This window comes from Embleya sp. NPDC127516 (assembly GCF_044765325.1).
In the GTDB taxonomy this organism is placed as follows: domain Bacteria; phylum Actinomycetota; class Actinomycetes; order Streptomycetales; family Streptomycetaceae; genus Embleya.
Genome location: NZ_JBIWJT010000019.1, coordinates 143,459 through 158,268, shown reverse-complemented (window position 1 = coordinate 158,268; position 14,810 = coordinate 143,459). Strand labels below are relative to the sequence as shown.

At 72.6% G+C, this 14,810-nt stretch carries 11 protein-coding genes; 9 read left to right on the top strand and 2 right to left on the bottom strand.

Annotation, left to right across the window (positions count from 1 at the left end; genetic code table 11):
* Window positions 1–242 precede the first annotated feature (242 nt).
* Entirely contained in the window at window positions 243–665 is a 423-nt protein-coding gene (locus ACIRL2_RS32615) for a hypothetical protein (RefSeq protein WP_402236847.1), read from the top strand.
* Window positions 662–2,089, top strand: coding sequence for a relaxase/mobilization nuclease domain-containing protein (locus tag ACIRL2_RS32610; RefSeq protein ID WP_402236845.1), 1,428 nt, complete (start codon window positions 662–664; stop codon window positions 2,087–2,089). Before ACIRL2_RS32615 ends, ACIRL2_RS32610 begins: the two co-directional genes overlap by 4 nt.
* 318 nt (window positions 2,090–2,407) lie before the next feature.
* Here the strand turns inward: ACIRL2_RS32610 and ACIRL2_RS32605 are convergent, their stop codons facing one another.
* Complete coding sequence (locus ACIRL2_RS32605) at window positions 2,408–3,574, bottom strand: glutamate--cysteine ligase (RefSeq protein WP_395867381.1); 1,167 nt, start codon at window positions 3,572–3,574, stop codon at window positions 2,408–2,410.
* A gap of 549 nt (window positions 3,575–4,123) precedes the next feature.
* Between ACIRL2_RS32605 and ACIRL2_RS32600 the strand changes: the two genes are divergently transcribed.
* The 3 genes from ACIRL2_RS32600 to ACIRL2_RS32590 all read left to right on the top strand — a co-directional run bounded on the left by ACIRL2_RS32600 (window position 4,124) and on the right by ACIRL2_RS32590 (window position 8,193).
* On the top strand, window positions 4,124–5,527 hold the full coding sequence (locus ACIRL2_RS32600) for a hypothetical protein (RefSeq protein ID WP_402236844.1): 1,404 nt from the start codon (window positions 4,124–4,126) through the stop codon (window positions 5,525–5,527).
* Between the two features lie 231 nt (window positions 5,528–5,758).
* A complete protein-coding gene (locus ACIRL2_RS32595; RefSeq protein WP_395867377.1) occupies window positions 5,759–7,141 on the top strand; it encodes a VWA domain-containing protein in 1,383 nt (460 codons plus the stop codon).
* Window positions 7,138–8,193, top strand: a complete 1,056-nt coding sequence (locus ACIRL2_RS32590; protein ID WP_402236842.1) for a hypothetical protein — start codon at window positions 7,138–7,140, stop codon at window positions 8,191–8,193. The genes ACIRL2_RS32595 and ACIRL2_RS32590 overlap by 4 nt, the downstream gene beginning before the upstream one ends.
* A 200-nt stretch (window positions 8,194–8,393) precedes the next feature.
* On the opposite strand, the gene ACIRL2_RS32585 is transcribed toward ACIRL2_RS32590, so the two are convergent.
* Window positions 8,394–9,725 carry a GAF domain-containing protein gene (locus ACIRL2_RS32585; RefSeq protein WP_395867373.1) on the bottom strand — a complete coding sequence of 444 codons (1,332 nt, stop codon included), beginning with the start codon at window positions 9,723–9,725 and terminating at the stop codon, window positions 8,394–8,396.
* Between the two features lie 176 nt (window positions 9,726–9,901).
* Here ACIRL2_RS32585 and ACIRL2_RS32580 point away from each other — a divergent pair, with 176 nt between their 5' ends.
* The 4 genes from ACIRL2_RS32580 to ACIRL2_RS32565 all read left to right on the top strand — a co-directional run bounded on the left by ACIRL2_RS32580 (window position 9,902) and on the right by ACIRL2_RS32565 (window position 14,030).
* Window positions 9,902–10,711 (top strand): alpha/beta fold hydrolase, encoded by an 810-nt coding sequence (locus tag ACIRL2_RS32580; RefSeq protein WP_402236840.1) that lies wholly within the window; start codon window positions 9,902–9,904, stop codon window positions 10,709–10,711.
* A gap of 214 nt (window positions 10,712–10,925) precedes the next feature.
* The gene (locus ACIRL2_RS32575) at window positions 10,926–11,765 is read left to right on the top strand and encodes an SAM-dependent methyltransferase (protein ID WP_395867369.1); all 840 of its coding nucleotides are present in this window, start codon (window positions 10,926–10,928) and stop codon (window positions 11,763–11,765) included.
* A gap of 285 nt (window positions 11,766–12,050) precedes the next feature.
* A complete protein-coding gene (locus tag ACIRL2_RS32570) occupies window positions 12,051–13,187 on the top strand; it encodes a YbdK family carboxylate-amine ligase (protein ID WP_402236838.1) in 1,137 nt (378 codons plus the stop codon).
* A 132-nt stretch (window positions 13,188–13,319) separates the two neighbouring features.
* Window positions 13,320–14,030, top strand: a complete 711-nt coding sequence (locus tag ACIRL2_RS32565; protein WP_402236835.1) for a hypothetical protein — start codon at window positions 13,320–13,322, stop codon at window positions 14,028–14,030.
* Window positions 14,031–14,810: the final 780 nt, after the last annotated feature.

Here is a 14,810-nt window from a genome sequence, read left to right as displayed (position 1 = left end):
GTGGGTACCGGCGCCGCCTCGCGGCGCCGGACCCGAAATGCGGCCCCCTGGGCCGCATTTCCCACCCGACGCACGGCGGTGACCCCTTCGGACGGATTTCTGCGGGGAGGTCGAGCGAAGATCAGGTAACTCTTTGCACTATCTTGCTTCGAAGTCTTCCCTGTCGCCCGGCTTCACGAGAGACTTCGACCGCGAAGGCCGCGCGGCGGGCGAACCGGCCACGGGAGAAAGGGAATACGCGGATGTCGACCGACGAGACGGCACAGTCGCGGACCGGGAGCGGTCCGGCTCGACTGCCCCGTCGCACGGGCGGGCGGCGCCGAGTCACCAAGGTGCTGATGAGCGAGGACGAGTACGCCCGCGTCTCGGCCAAGGCGGCGGACCTGGCGGTGAGCGTCCCGAGGCTGCTGGTGGAGTCGGCCTTCGACGACGCGCCGACGTCCACCGAACGCCGTGCCTTCTATGCCGAATTGCTGGCCGTAAGAAGGCAGTTGGCCCGTCTGTCGGAGCAGCTGTCCGAACTCGGCGCGGACCCGGCGGCGGTGGATGCGACAACGCCGGGATGGACGGATGTCATGGATCGACTGTCGGCTGTGCTGGACCGCCTCGACGCGGCCACCGGATACCCGTCCGCGTCGGCCGGCCCACGAACGCAGGCCCCGTGATCGCCAAGCTCTCCGCGGCGCACGAGCGCCATGACGACATGGCGCAGCTCGTGACGTACCTCTTCGGTCCCGGTCGCGCGAACGAGCACGAGGACGCGCACGCGATAGCCGCGTCCACGGGTCTCGACCTCACCGGGGATCCCGCCTCGCTCGCGGCTCAACTCGACGCGCCCAGGCAGCTTTTCGGCACCGAGGTCAAGCACGGATCGGTCTGGACGGCGAGCCTGTCGAACGCCCCGCGGGACCGCCGGCTCACCGACGCGGAATGGGCGACGGCCGCGCGCACCCTGATCGACCGGCTCGGCTTCGGTGAGGAGGAGGGCAAGGCGCCCTGTCGTTGGATCGCGGTCCGACACGGGTTCTCCAAGAACGGCAACGACCACATCCACGTGGCCGTGGGCCTGGTCCGCGAGGATGGCACCCGGGCGAGCCCCTGGCAGGATCGGGTCAAGGCGTCGGCGGTATGCGCCGAACTGGAGCGGCGATTCGAACTGATCGCGGTCGAGGGCCGGCGGCAGGGGCGGGGGTTGCCCGGATACTCCCGCGCGAACGCCGAGAGCGCGGCGCGCCGGGGCCGTCCGGAGGTCGAACGAGCCACCCTGGCACGGCATATGCGCGGCGCGGCGGTGGCCGCCGTCGACGAGGAGGATTTCCTCCGGCGACTGTCCTCGTCCGGGGTCGTGGTGCGTCCGCGTCTGGATCGACCGGACGGTGAGACCGTGCTCGGGCTGTCGGTCGCCCTGCCGCCGCCGGACGGTACGAGCCCGGTGCGCTACGGAGGCGGGCGGCTCGCCCCGGACCTGTCGTTGCCGCGGCTGCGGTACTGGTGGGGCACGTCCGCCGGTGGGACCGCCGGCGCGGCGGCGGTCGATCCGCTCGGCGCCCGCGCGACGGAGCCCGCTTCTTCGACGGAGCCGGCCTCCGCCGAGGACGGTCTCGCGCGGTGGGCCCGGGCGGCGACGGATGTGGCCCGACTGCGCTCGGCGGCCCGCGACCGGCCCTTGGACGACGTGGCCGGGTGGGCGGGCATCGCGCGGGAGGTCGCCGGAGTGTTCGCGGTGTGGTCGGCGCGCGCGGAACCGGCCCGTCCCGGGCCGCTGGCCCGGGCGGCCGACGTCCTGGCCCGAACGGCGGTACTCGACCGCCCGCTTCGGCGTGGCCCGAATCTGCGCTCGGCGGCCCGAACCGCCGCGAGCGCTCCCCCGTCGCCCTCGTCCGACCCGGCGCAGGCGGCGCTGTTGCGTGAACTGCGGCTCACCATAAGGGTGATCCACGACGCCGAGGCGGCGCAGCGGCGCACCGCACAGGCCGCTCGACTCGCGGCGTTGGACCTGGACCTCGCGCCGTTGGAAGAGCGGATGAGTGCCGGCCGAACCGCGCGCATGCCGTCCGCGCGGGGGATCGATACCCCGGCCGGCGGTTGAGCGCGCGGCCGGACTCAGGCACGGCAAGGGGGTTCCACGCTTCCACACGCACGTGCCGCCGTCGCCGGCCGGCAGCAGCCGTATGGGCCGGCCGGTGCACCCCGGCCCGGCGACCGGGCCCCGGGCTGCGCCGGCCCGGCCACCCCGGTCGCCGTCGGCCGGGCCGGCGTCGCTCTCGGCGTTTCGCGCTCGCGCCGCTCGACGCGTGGATGTTGGCGCCGCGCGGGCGGCTGCCCGGTGCGCGTGCCGGCGGCCGAACCGACGACGGGGTCACGGCCCGTAGGCCGTGACCCCGTCGGATCGGGTGGGTTCGCGGTATCAGGCGACCAGGGTCGGCGACTCCTCGACCAGGTCCGATTTCGCGATCCCGGCACGCTCTTTGACGAGGGCGGCCGGCAACTCGGAGAAGGTGATCGTCTGCTCGCGGAGCAGTTCGACGGCCGCCCGGGGGGACGGGTTCGCGACCCGGAGTTGCCGTGCGGCGCTGCTGCCGCCGTCCAGCATGCGCCGGGCGACGGTGCGCACGAACGCGAGGTCGCCGGCGGCGACCAGGTCGGGCCCCAGGTCCTCGATGAGCTGCCAGATGACGGTGCGCGCGGAGTCGGTGGCCATCGTCGTGGGGTCGATCAGGAGTCCTTCGAGGCCCGAGCGGGCGGCCCGCCAGGTCGCGGCTCGCAGCCACGCAGGTGAGTGCGCCGGCGGCCGTTCGCCGCTCTCGGCCGCCCGGACGCCGCGCTGGACGAGAGCGCGGAAGAGCACGGCGATGAGTACGGAGGTGTCCACGTCCGGACACGAGTCGCAGATGCGCATCTCGAGCGTGGGCACGTGCGAGGACAGGCGCAGGTCCTGGTAGTGCATGCCGACGTCGACGATCACACCCGAGCGGACCATGCCCTCGAGCATGTCGTCGTATTCCCGCGCCGAGGCGAAGTTGTCCGCCGGGCCCGCCGAGGGCCAGCGCTGCCAGAGCATGTTGCGCCAGCTCGCGTAGCCGGTGTTGTCACCGAGCCAGTAGGGGGAACTGGCGGACAGTGCGAGGAGTGTGGGCAGGTGCGGGGAGATCCAGGACATCGCCCGCGCGGCCACGTCGCGGTCCTCGACGCCGACGTGCACGTGCAGCCCGCAGACCACCTGTTCGTCCGCGACCAGCGCGTAGTCGCGCTTGATCGCGGCGTAGCGCTCGCCCGGGGCCTGGGGCGAGTCCGCGAGGTCCATCAACGGCGCGGTCCCGGAGGCGATCACCGCCACCCCGATCTTCTCGGCGGCTCGGGCCAGGAGCGTCCGGGAGCGGATCAGGTCGGCGCGCAGATCGGCGAGTTCGACGTGCGGTTCGCTGTTGGTCTCGATGGAGGCTTCCTTGGCCTCGCCCGTGAACCCGACCGTCGGCAGTTCGGCGAGCAGTTCCGTACCTGCCGGGCTCAACCGCCCGGTGCGTCGGTCGACGATGTGAAACTCTTCTTCGACACCCACAGTCCGAATCGACATGTGTCCCCTTGAGATGTGTGTTGCGTCAGTCGCTGTGCTGCGTGGCCGAACGGCCGCGCCGGATCGGGCACCCGTACAACGGGACGGATCGAATGGGTGCGGTGGCCGGCACCGGAACCGCGTGGCTCTTGCAACCACGCGTAACCGCGGAGTGGTTGCGCGTGAAGTCGGTAGTGCCCCGTGTTCTCGACGTCCGGGGTGCCCCGAGATCGAGAAAAGTCCGTGCAGGTCCGGGGCCGGCGAATGTGAGCGCCCGAAACCCATTGGCCTGCAAGGCCGTTGGACCAGACTGCGACCCCACGGCCCTGCTGCCAAGCCCCACTGGGTCCAGGAACTCTTGCGCTGAGCGATCTTGGTTCTTGGTCTGAATCATGCATGACGCGGAACCGAACGCGAATTCCCGTTGTACAAGCAAGGAATCGGCCTGCGGATGGTGTTTCCCGCGTTTGTTGTTCCTACCCCTGTCCGCCCCGCGTGTCTTCGACACGTGCGACTCGCGAGCCGATGGCTCGGCACCCGGGCCGAGGCGCGCGCGACATCATGGTCCGCATGGCGAATGCGCTGAGCGACCACCTTCGGGGTCGGAAGCTCGTCGGTCGAGCGTGGATCGAGAGCGACGAGCGATTTCGGATCGAGTATCGCCGGATGCGCCGCCGGGTGCCCATGTATCGGGTGGCCCTCGGGGCACTGCGGTTGCTGCACCGGCTCACCGCCGACGAGCGGCAGGGGCAGGCGGACCTGAGCGTGACCTGGTGGCCGCGGGTGGGTCCCGACGGTGAGATGTACGCCATGCCCAAGTTGTGGACCATCGACGAGCGGGAGCCGGCCGACAAGCAGACCCCTGGTCCGCCGCGCACCGAGGCCGAGTTGTACCGCCGATGGGAGGCCGGCGAGTGGTCGGAGCCGAAGAGCGGGGCCGAGGCGCGGTCCACCGGCGACCCGGCGGAGTTGCGACGCGTCGCGTCGTTCGCGGCGCGTTTGGCGCGGACCGTCTCGGGCGACGAGTGGCCGCAGGTCATCCACGAGTACGAGCGTCGCAAGGCGATCCTCGCGCAGCTTCGCGCGGGGATCGTGCCCGAGGGCAACCGGTACGTGGAGAGCGGAGCCGTTCCGCCGGGTGTCCGGCCTCCGCTGCACGGCTGGGCGCGCTATCACTGGGTCGGCGATCGTCCGTTGGACCTGGACTCCGACCGGCTGATGGATCGCGCGTGGGTGCTCGGTCGTACGCCGCCGCGAGAGTACCGGCCCTGGAGCGCGGGTCGGGTGAACTACGCGGGTGCGTACTTCGGTCCCATGTTCGGCGAGCTGGGCCGCACCGTGGCCGGCGGCGAGGCCAACCCGGAGTTCCTGAGCCTGCGGGTCGCCTACGGCGTGTGGTGGGGGTCGAACGCCTCGATGAAGGGGGAGTCCCGGATCCTGCGCGGGGCCCGGATGGTGCGGTTGCGCGACCTCGCGAGGTTCGCCCACGCCGAGGCCGCGCACCTGGGGCTCGCCCCCGCGCCCCGCAAGGCCCCTGGCGCGGCGCCGAGATGGGAGAACCCCGCCCCGGAGGAGGTCACCGACGAGGTCGTCACGGCGGTCGCCCGGTTCGCCAGGTCCGAGGTGCCGACCGACGCGGTCGCACCTGCCGAGCCGTCCACCGGCCGGCCCTCGACCAGGTCGGCCGCCGCCGAGGTCGCGGCGGAGGCCGGGCCGCAGGCCCCGACGCCCGCGCGGGTGTGGATGGACATGCCGCGTCCCTATGACCGGAGTCTGCGAGCGGGCGGCGCGCTCTCGGCGGCCACCATCGCCGCGATCGCCGCCGGTTGGGCGAAGCAGGTGCCCTCACGCGGACTTCCCGGGATGGACCCGGGGCCCGACGGCCGACCGCTCGGCGTCCACCCGTGGCGGCCGGCGCCGAGCCGCGACGCGCGGGAGACGGATCGCGGGCGCTCGGACGAGCGGGAACGTTAGCCGGGCGGGCGGCCGAAGCCCCGCCGAAGGCTCCCCGATCCACCCGAGCCCCGCCCAAGCGCAACCGAGGGCTCCCGCCCCGATCCGCCCGTGCACCGCCGAAGGCGTCGGCTCCGATCGACCGAACCGTCGCCGAGGGCTTCGACCCGGTCGCCCCCTCAGGGCTTCCGAGGGAACCGTGATGGACCCTCCCTCTTGGCATCGCACGTCGCAGATTCCATGATCGGCGTCGTGATCCCTTTCCTACGCACACGCTCGGCCGTGGCCCTGGGCGCGGTGTCCCTGGTGTTGTGCGGCCCTGCGTCCCTCGCAGCGGCCGACCCCGCCCCGCCCGCCGAAGCCGTCCCGGCCAAGGTCGAGCTGGTGCTCGACCTGTCCGGTTCGATGAAACAGAACGACGCAGGCGGGCAGACCCGCCTGGAGGCCGCCAAGCAGGCGGTGAACCGCATCATCGACGCGGCTCCCGCGACCGCCCAGGTCGGCATCCGCGTGTATGGTGCGGCCTATCCCGGTACGGACAAGACCCTCGGCTGTGCGGACACCCAGCTCCTGGTGCCGGTGGCGCTGATGAACGAGGGGGCCAAGGGCGCGGCGCGGCAACGGGTCGCGGCACTGAACGCCGTCGGGTTCACCCCCATCGGCAACGCGCTGCGAGCCGCCTCCGACGACCTCGGCACCCAGGGCGAGCGCCACGTGATCCTGGTCTCCGACGGCGAGGACACCTGCGCGCCGCCGCAACCGTGCGAGGTCGCCAAGGAGTTGAACGCGAAGGGCACCAAACTGACGGTCGACGCGGTCGGGTTCAACGTCTCCGGCGCCGCGCGCGATCAGCTCAAGTGCATCACCGCCGCCGGGAACGGTGTCTACGCCGACGCCAAGGACGCCGATTCGCTGGTCTCGAACATGTCCAGCCTGTTCCGCAGGGCGTGGACCCCCTACGACGCGTCCGGTCGACCCATCCAGGGCGCGACGACCGGTTGTGCCAACGCGCCGATCGTCGAGGACGGCCAGTACCTCGACGCGTTCGTCACCAGTCGCGACCTGTGGTACCGCATTCGCAAGAATCCGGGCGAGGATCTCGCCATCGGCGCCACCGCGATCTTCTCGGAGCGCATGCGGGTCGCCGACGACCGGGAGAACTCGGCGTTCCTGACCCACCTGTTCATCAGATCCGGCCCGCCGGATCAACCCCAGAGCTGGCTGCTGTCCGAGGGGGTGGCCCTGGAGGCGAACAACATCGTCACCACCGGCGCGTCCGACGGGGCGAAGAGTTCCGCCAAGGCACCGGACGGCATCGGCTGCCTGCGGATCTCGCACAACGCCGAGGTGGATCCGCAACGCAGGATCCTGCTCGAACTCCTGGTCAGCCACCCCAGGCGGCCGGGCACCACCGGTACGACGTCCGGCCCCGCGCCCGCGAGCGCCGACGCCGGCGCTCCGGCCGCCGCGCCCGGCGCCGGTGACGACCGCGCCTCGGTCGCCGCGTCGTCCGGCGACGACGACGGGCCCGGTACCGGGGTGACTCTCGCTTTGATCGCCGCCGCGGTGCTCGTCGGCGGCGCGCTGGGATCGTTCGTCGCCGGTGCCCGGCGCCGGCAGGGGAGGCAGGCGTGAACGCCGTCGTACGCGTACGCCGCATCGCGGCTTCGGCCGGGGCCGCGCTCGCCGCGGTCGTCGGCTCGGTGATGGCCGCGCCTCCCGCCGCGGCGGACACCACGAGCGGCTTCTCGTTCAACAGCGCGGGCGAACTCGGGCCCGGGGTGCATCGCGAGAGCATGGTGGTGGGCGATTTCCTGTTCTGGCGGGTGTACATGCAGCCGGGGCAGAAGCTCTCCATCAAGGGGTCCGTCGACATCCCGGCCGATTTCCCGTACAAGCAGGGCCCGAGGTTCGTGATGAACCTCTACAACCCGCTGCGCGAGGCCATTCCGCTCCTGGACAACCCGACGAACCAGCTCGTGCCGGGCACCACGCACCTGGAGGCGACCTCGGGGGCGTGGACCGTCGGGGACGGCAAGAAGTACGAGAACTTCGACGGGACCAAGGGCTCGTTCAAGGAGTTCAAGGACGACAAGTACGCGCTGCGCGGGTCGTACTACATCCAGATGTCCATCACCGGGGCCCAGGGGCCGCAGCGCGGCATCGTGGTGCCGATCCGGCTCGAGGTGTCGGTCGAGGGCACCGTGGTGCAGCGGCCGGATCAGCCGTTGGGACCCGAGGAGGAGCCGCGGCCGACGGCGGGCGCGGTGCCCGGTGCGCCGTCTCCGGCCCGGTCCGATTCCCCGGTACGGGCCGGCGCTCCGCCGGCGCCGGCGGGCCGCGCCGACAGCGGTGCGGGCTCGTCCGTGGCCTCGGATTGGGGCGTGCCGGCGGGCGGCGCGCTCGTCGCGCTGTTGGTCGCGGCCGGTCTCGGGTACGCGGTGCGCACGCGGTTCGCCGCCCGGGCGCCCGGACCCGTCTCCCCCTGGGCCGATCGCCTGCCGGGCCCTCCCCCACCGCCCGCGGCGCCGCCTGCCCCCGTCCGGGATCCGGCGTCGACCTGGCGGCCCGGTGTCGCCGATCGACTGCCGGGTACGGCGCCCGAGTCCGACGAGGTCACGCAGGCCTTCGAGGTTCCGCGCCGGCCGGAGCATCCGCCCGGCGCGGAGCCGCCCACGCAAGCCTGAGAAGTCCCGGGAGCGGCCCCGGCGGGGCGCGGGGCGGTGGTGGGCGGGTGCGCGGCGTCGGGATCGGTCGACGGGTGCGCCGCCCGCCGCCGCGCCGCGGCCGCCCGCCGGGGTCGCTTTCCACCGGTGTCGCTTTCCACCGGTGTCGCTTTCCACCGGTGTCGCTTCGCGACGGGGAACGCGCGTGTGGCGTGGCCGGGTCAGGTCGACCAGCGCAGCGCCGTGTCGGGATCGGCGCTGTCCAGGACGCGGCGGCGCAGGCGTTCGTGCAGGGCCTCGCGCAGCGCGAGCACGCGCGGGGCGGTGGAGCCGGGCAGGAGGTGGCCCCGGTAGTGGTCGAGCAGGGTGTCGATCGAGGTGGTGGGCACGGACAGGGCGCGATCGAGGTCGAGGAAGTCGGCCTCGCAGTCGCCGGTCAGGCGGTACGGGTCGGAGGCCAGTCGGTGGCCCAGGATCGCGCGTAGCCGGGCCAGTTCGGCGCGGACGGTGGCGGGGCGTCCGCCGGGGCCGTAGACCGCCTCGGTGATCGCCTTGGCCGTCATCCCGCCGGGCTCGCTCAGCAGGGTCGTGACGATCTCGGCGTGTCTGCGCGTGAGTTCGTGCGTGGTGCCGGCGATCTCGAGCCGGGCCCGGCGCAGGCCCAGCGCCTGCAGGCGCAGCGGCGCGGTGGTGACCGGCCCCGATGCGGAGTCCTCGGCGATCAGCAGGTACAGGCCGCCGGCGGCGAGGCGCTCGGCGAGCAGGACCTGACCGCCGGGCAGCAACATCGGGCCTTCGCGCGGCGGGCCGGGCAGGCGCTGCGGCAGCCAGCCGGGGGGATCCGCACGCAGGACGCGCCCCTTGGGGTCCACGATCGCGCTCTTGCTGCCGAGCCGGCGGGCGATCCGCTCCACGTAGCGGGTGCTCACCCGCGCCTCCTCGCGCAGCCGTACGCTCTCCAACTCGGCCTGGGCCAGTCGGCGCGCGGTGTCGAGCAGGGGTACCGCGAGCGGTTGCCAGTTGCGTTCGGGGCAGGTGAAGTCCAGGATGCCGAGCAGTTCGCCCCCGGCCGGATCGTGGATGGGGGTGGCCGTGCAGGTGTACGCGGTGGCCGCGGACAGGAAGTGCTCGGCACCGAACACCTGGAACGGGCGGCCCGTGGCCAGTGCGGTGCCCACTCCGCTGGTACCCGCCGCGCCCTCGCTCCACAGCGCCCCGGGCAACAGGTGCACGCGTTCGGCGGCGCGCAGTGTGGGGTGTTCGCCCTGCACCCACAGCAGGTGCCCGTGCGCGTCGCTGAGGAACAGGAGGCGGCCCGGGTCGGTGACCAGACCGCTGAGGGTGCGGCGCAGCAGGGGCCAGATCGTGGTGAGCGGATGTTCCTCGCGGTGTCGGGCCAGTTCGTCGTCGACGAGGGTGACCGGCGGGAGGTAGGCGTCGGGCGGCAGTCCCTGTCGCCGCGCGCGTGACCACGAGGCCCGGATCGGGTCCCGCACGCCCGTGGCCGACCCACCGCCCAGTGCTCGATCGCGTGCGTCCGGTCCGTCCGCCATGCGTCCATCATGCCGGCGCGCGGGCCCCGGACGTCGGGCCCGTGGTGTGGCGGGGGTGGGTGCCGTTCTGCAACGTTGCTGCAACCCCCCTTCGGTCTCTGGTGCGTGGGTCTCCCGCTCGCGCACACTGCCGCAGCGCGGGTCGGCGATCGGCCGGCCGGGACCCGAGGAGAGACGTGCCCTATCTGGAGTTGTCCGACGCCGTTCCGCTGTACTACGAGGAGCACGGCGCGGGTCGCCCGGTGCTGCTGTTGCACGGCTGGACGATGAACAGTTCGTTCTGGTCGGGCAACATCGCGGCGCTGGCGGCGGAGAATCGGGTGATCGTCGCCGACTTCCGGGGCCACGGGCGCTCGGGCAAGACCCCGGAGGGGCACAGTCTGGACCAGTACGCCCGTGATGTACGCGAGTTGGTGCTGGCACTGGGTCTGGACGAGGTGACCATGGTCGGCTGGTCCATGGGCACCTCGGTGGTGTTGTCGTACGTGCGCCAGTTCGGCTGCGAGGGGTTGCGCGGCGCGGTGTTCGTCGATCAGTCGCCGCGTTTCATGGATGGGCCCGGGTGGGACTTCGCCCTGCAGGGCGGCTACTCGCCGGTCGATCTGGCGGTGTTCGCACAGACCGTGCGGCACGCCCGGCCCTTGGCGATCAAGCCGTTCATCGCGGGGTGTTTCGCCGAGCCGCCGGCGGCGGAGGCGGTGGACGCGGCGTACGCGGAGACCACCCAGACGCACACCGCGTCCGCGTTGGACGTGTGGATGGACATGGCGCACTCGGACTGGCGGCCGGTGTTGCCCGCGGTGAAGGTGCCGACGCTGCTGATCTACGGCGAGCGCAGTCGGATCTTCCCCGGGGACCTGGCCGGTTGGCTGGCCGAGGCGCTGCCCGACGCGCGGGTGGAGCGGTTCGCGGCGAGCGGGCATGTGCCGTTCGTCGAGGAAGGCGAACACTTCGACGCCGTCGTCACGGAATTCCTTCGCCGCTGATCTCCCGGGAGTGCGAAGGAACATGCGGGTCCGCCCGGCGGGTACCCCCGCCTCGCCCGGTCCGGGCGGCCCGCGACCCGAGGATGGGGAAAGGCCGATGATTGTGCTGCCCGGCAAGGCGACGGATACCCGTTCCCCCGTCGGTTGCCCGCCGGCGGATGGATCGCCGGCGGATCGACCGAGGGCACGCGTGCCTTCGGCGCGGTCGCTCGACTTGCGTACCGATCTTGCCCATCCGGCCCGGATGTACGACTACTACCTGGGCGGCAAGAACACCTTCGCCGTCGATCGCGGCGCGGCCGAGGCCGTCCTGGCCCTGGCGCCCGAGGTTCGCGCGATGGCCTTGGCGAATCGGGCCTTCCTGCGTCGGGCGGTGGCTTTCGCGACCGGTATCGGCGTCCGTCAGTTCCTCGACATCGGGATGGGTCTGCCCGCTGCCGGCGACACGTACGAGTGTGCGGTGCTCGGCACCGAGCACGCGCGGGCGGTGTACGTAGACCACGATCCGATGGTGCTCGCGCACGCGCGCGCGTTGTCCGCGCGGCCCGGTCGGGTACGGGTGGTGGAGGGCGATCTCCGGGACCCGGAGACGCTGTTGCGTCGGGTGGCCGGGCGCACGGGGGTGGACTTCGACCGGCCGGTCGCGGTCGTGCTGACCGCCGTGCTGCACTATCTCTCGGATGCCGACGATCCCCGGTCCGTGGTGCGCGCGTTGATGGACGCGACGGTGCCCGGCAGTGTTCTGGTGCTTTCCCACGTCGCCGCGGATCTGCGTCCGGACGCGGCGCGCACGACCGCCGAGTCGTATCGCCATTCCGCTGCACCGCTGTTCCCCCGGACCGCGACCGAGGTGCGGGCGCTGTTCACCGGGCTGAGTCCGATCGATCCCGGGGTGGTCCCGATCTCGTCGTGGCGCTCGGACCGATTGCCGCGTCTGCTGGACAATCGGCAGTGGATGTACGCGGGCGTCGCCCTCAAGTCGCCGCCCACGGGCCGCTGGGAGTGTTCGGGCAGGGGTCGGGGCGTGGTCGGCTCGCGCCGTTCGTGTCTTTGAGGTAACGAGCCGGGCGACGGAACCGGGAGACGGACGGGGCGGCCGGGGCGGCCGGCGAGGCGACACCGACGGCGCCGGCGGGTCGCGGGAGCGCCGTGCGGAGCTACCGGCGGATTTACCGGAGCGTGGTACCCGCTCCGGCCTTACCGGTCGGTCCGCCGCCGGCGATCATGGGCGCTGTCGCTCGGCGCCGATCGGGCGGTCCGTGGTGGCCGCGTGTGGCCGAACGGGCGGGCCCGGGCGCCTCGTTTTGTCGGCCTCGCGCCGGGTCGTGGGGGAGTCGCCGTGCTCGAGTTGGGGATCCAAGAGGAATTCCACGTCGTGGACCTGGCCACCAAGCGCACGGTGTCCTCCGCCCCCGCCCTCCTCGATCGGCTTCCGGCCGGCCCCTTCGTCGGCTGTCCCAAGGAGTCGACGGTGGCGATCGTGACCTCGACACACGCGGAACCGGACGCGCTCCGGGCGCGGTTGACCGAACTGCGCGGCACGCTGGTGCACCGCGCCGCCGGTCTGCGCCTGGGCGTGTTGGCGAGCGGCACCGCGCCGATGATGAGCCTCGCGGACATACGGACGGCCCCCGAGGCCCGATACGCGGCCTGGGAGGACGAGTACGCGGAGTTGTCCCGGGGTTGGATCACGTGCGGCATGCACGTCCGGGTCGAGGTCGAGGACCGGGACGTGGCGGCTCGGGCGATCGCCTGGATCACGCCGTATCTGGCCACGTTGTCGGCACTGTCCGCGAGTTCGCCGTTCTGGGCCGGGCGCGACACCGGCTACGCGAGTTGGCGGCAGGTCTGCGTCGAGCGTCTTCCCGCGGCCGGGCCGATCGGGCCGGTGGGCTCGGCTCGGGAGTACGACGACCTGGTCGCCGGCCTGGTGGCGGTCGGTGTCGTGCCCGACCGCGACCTCTTCCTCCCGGCGCTGCGCCTGTCCCCGCGCGGGTCCGCACTGGAACTGCGGGTGTGCGACGCGATCGCCGACGTCGAGGTGACGATCGCGATCGCCGCCCTGTTCCGCGCGCTCTACCTGTACGCGAGTGCCGCCGTCGCCGCCGACCGAACGCCTCCGACGCCCTCGCCCATGCTCGCCCGAGGGGCGATGTGGCGGGCGGCGCGCTCCGGGATCGAGGGCGACCTGATCGACCCCGTGGCCGCGGTGAAACTGCCCGCGGCCACGGTGGTCCGCGCTCTGGTCGCCGAGATGGCCCCGTACTTGCGCGAGTGCGGCGACCTCGACATGGTCGAGGCCGAGATCGGGCGTCTGCTCGCCCGGGGTTCCGCGGCGGCCGGGCAGCGCCGTACCGCGCGCGAGGGCGGCCCTGCGGCGGTCGTGGATCGGGTGTTGGCGCAGACCATGGCGTGTGTCGGCATCTCGGATGGCTCGCCCCTGCCCGCGTCCCTGCTCGACACCGCCGCGAGCTGACCGGCGGGGTTGGCCGCCGCCGTGTACGCCGGTCGCCGGCGTGCCGAACATCGCGTATTACCGGGGGGTTTACCCGTCGAGAGTGCCCGACGCGGCCTGTTTCCCGTCGGGTCCGCTCGCGAGGATTCCGGTATGCCGCAGAACGCTCAAGAGGCCACACGCGAACGCCCATCGAAACCGACGGCCGGCAGTCGGACCCGACGTCCCGGCCCGCTCGTGGGGGTCGAGGGGCTGGAGGCCCACGACGTCAGCTCCGCGCTCCTGCGTTCGATCGCCTCTCCCCCGCGTATCTTCGTCGGGTCGGCGCGCGAGCCCAACGCCCGTCCGGATTTCGCCACTTTGATGGCGTTGGCCGAAGCGGCCGGCGGTGAACCGTACATCCGTGGTGGTCGGTCCGCCTCCGAGACGCTCACGGTGATCGCCATGCAGACCCATCGCTACGAGTCCGCCCGGCTGTTCCTGGCGGCCGGGCGCACTGTCGTCGAGCAGCGCGGCGTCTACACCGCCGCCGTCGAGGACGCGGTCGCCCGTCATCCCGGTGACCTCGAGCAGGCCCACCAGGCCGCGCGGCGCTTCCTCGCGACCGTCGCGCAGTGGCGACCGCTGCCCGACGTGGTGTTGCTGACCGCGGACGAACCGCGGGCGATCGAGGAGCGGTTGCGCGCACACGACCAGGAGAAGGGGCTGGACCCGGCCCAACTCGGCGTCAAGGCGACCTTGTTCGAGTTGCTCGCGGAGGACGACCCGGATCGCTTCCGGATCTTCGATCGCCGAGAGATCGGTGACGTTCCGGTGGGCGAGGCGGTGCGCGATTGGTTGTCCCGCGCGTTGCCAACGGAGTAGGACGAGCGCCCAGCGACCGCGCGGATCGCCCTCAGGGACGGCCCGCCTTCGCGGCTCGACCACGACGAACCGCGCGCATGACACCGATCGGCCGCCGGAGGATCGATCGTGATCCGGGCTGTGCGCGGGGCATCCCGCCCTACCCGAGCGGGTGATCGGCCCGAGCGGCACGGCGGCAGGTCCACGAACGACGGCCGGGCGTCGACCCCTTGCTGGGGTCGACGCCCGGTCGTGTGTGGGGATGTGCGGCGGTCGCACCCCGAAGGGTGCGCCTGCCCGGGGCCTGTGCGGACCGGCCCCGGCGTCCTAGCGGGGCGACACCGCGTGCTGCGAGACCCGCGGTCCGGTGGCGCGGTATCCGCCCCTGGTACCGCCGCCTCGGCCTCGGCCGTGTGACGAAGCGGAGCAAGTCATGTCGGGTTCCCTTCCGTTCCTGAAAGACGGTGCGGATCTGTTCAGGGTCGAGCCGGTGGTGTGATGAGCCGGGGAGCGCCGGGGAGACGGCGGCGCAGCACCTCGACGCGCCAAGCCTGCGCTACGGAACACCTGTGGCCAAGACTTCCAGGCCCCGGGAACGTGGCGTAAAGCCTCAGCAGATCTGGTGCTCGGATTCGGTCGGTCGCCGGGTGGGGGTGATCGGGACCGGTTCCTCCCGTCTTTCCGAACACCCGTGCCTTTCGCCGCCGTTCGCACGCAATCGGGAGACCTTCCCGTCATCGGAAGGGCTTCGGCAGGAGGAGCCGCGACCATCGACGCCGAACGGACGGCGGCCGAGCGGGC

What these genes read in the sequence shown, in the direction of transcription:
- ACIRL2_RS32615 (WP_402236847.1), top strand. Translation starts at nt 243, where the DNA reads ATGTCGACCGACGAGACGGCACAGTCGCGGACCGGGAGCGGTCCGGCT.
- ACIRL2_RS32605 (WP_395867381.1), bottom strand. Translation starts at nt 3,574, where the DNA reads ATGTCGATTCGGACTGTGGGTGTCGAAGAAGAGTTTCACATCGTCGAC.
- ACIRL2_RS32600 (WP_402236844.1), top strand. Translation starts at nt 4,124, where the DNA reads ATGGCGAATGCGCTGAGCGACCACCTTCGGGGTCGGAAGCTCGTCGGT.
- ACIRL2_RS32585 (WP_395867373.1), bottom strand. Translation starts at nt 9,725, where the DNA reads ATGGCGGACGGACCGGACGCACGCGATCGAGCACTGGGCGGTGGGTCG.
- ACIRL2_RS32565 (WP_402236835.1), top strand. Translation starts at nt 13,320, where the DNA reads ATGCCGCAGAACGCTCAAGAGGCCACACGCGAACGCCCATCGAAACCG.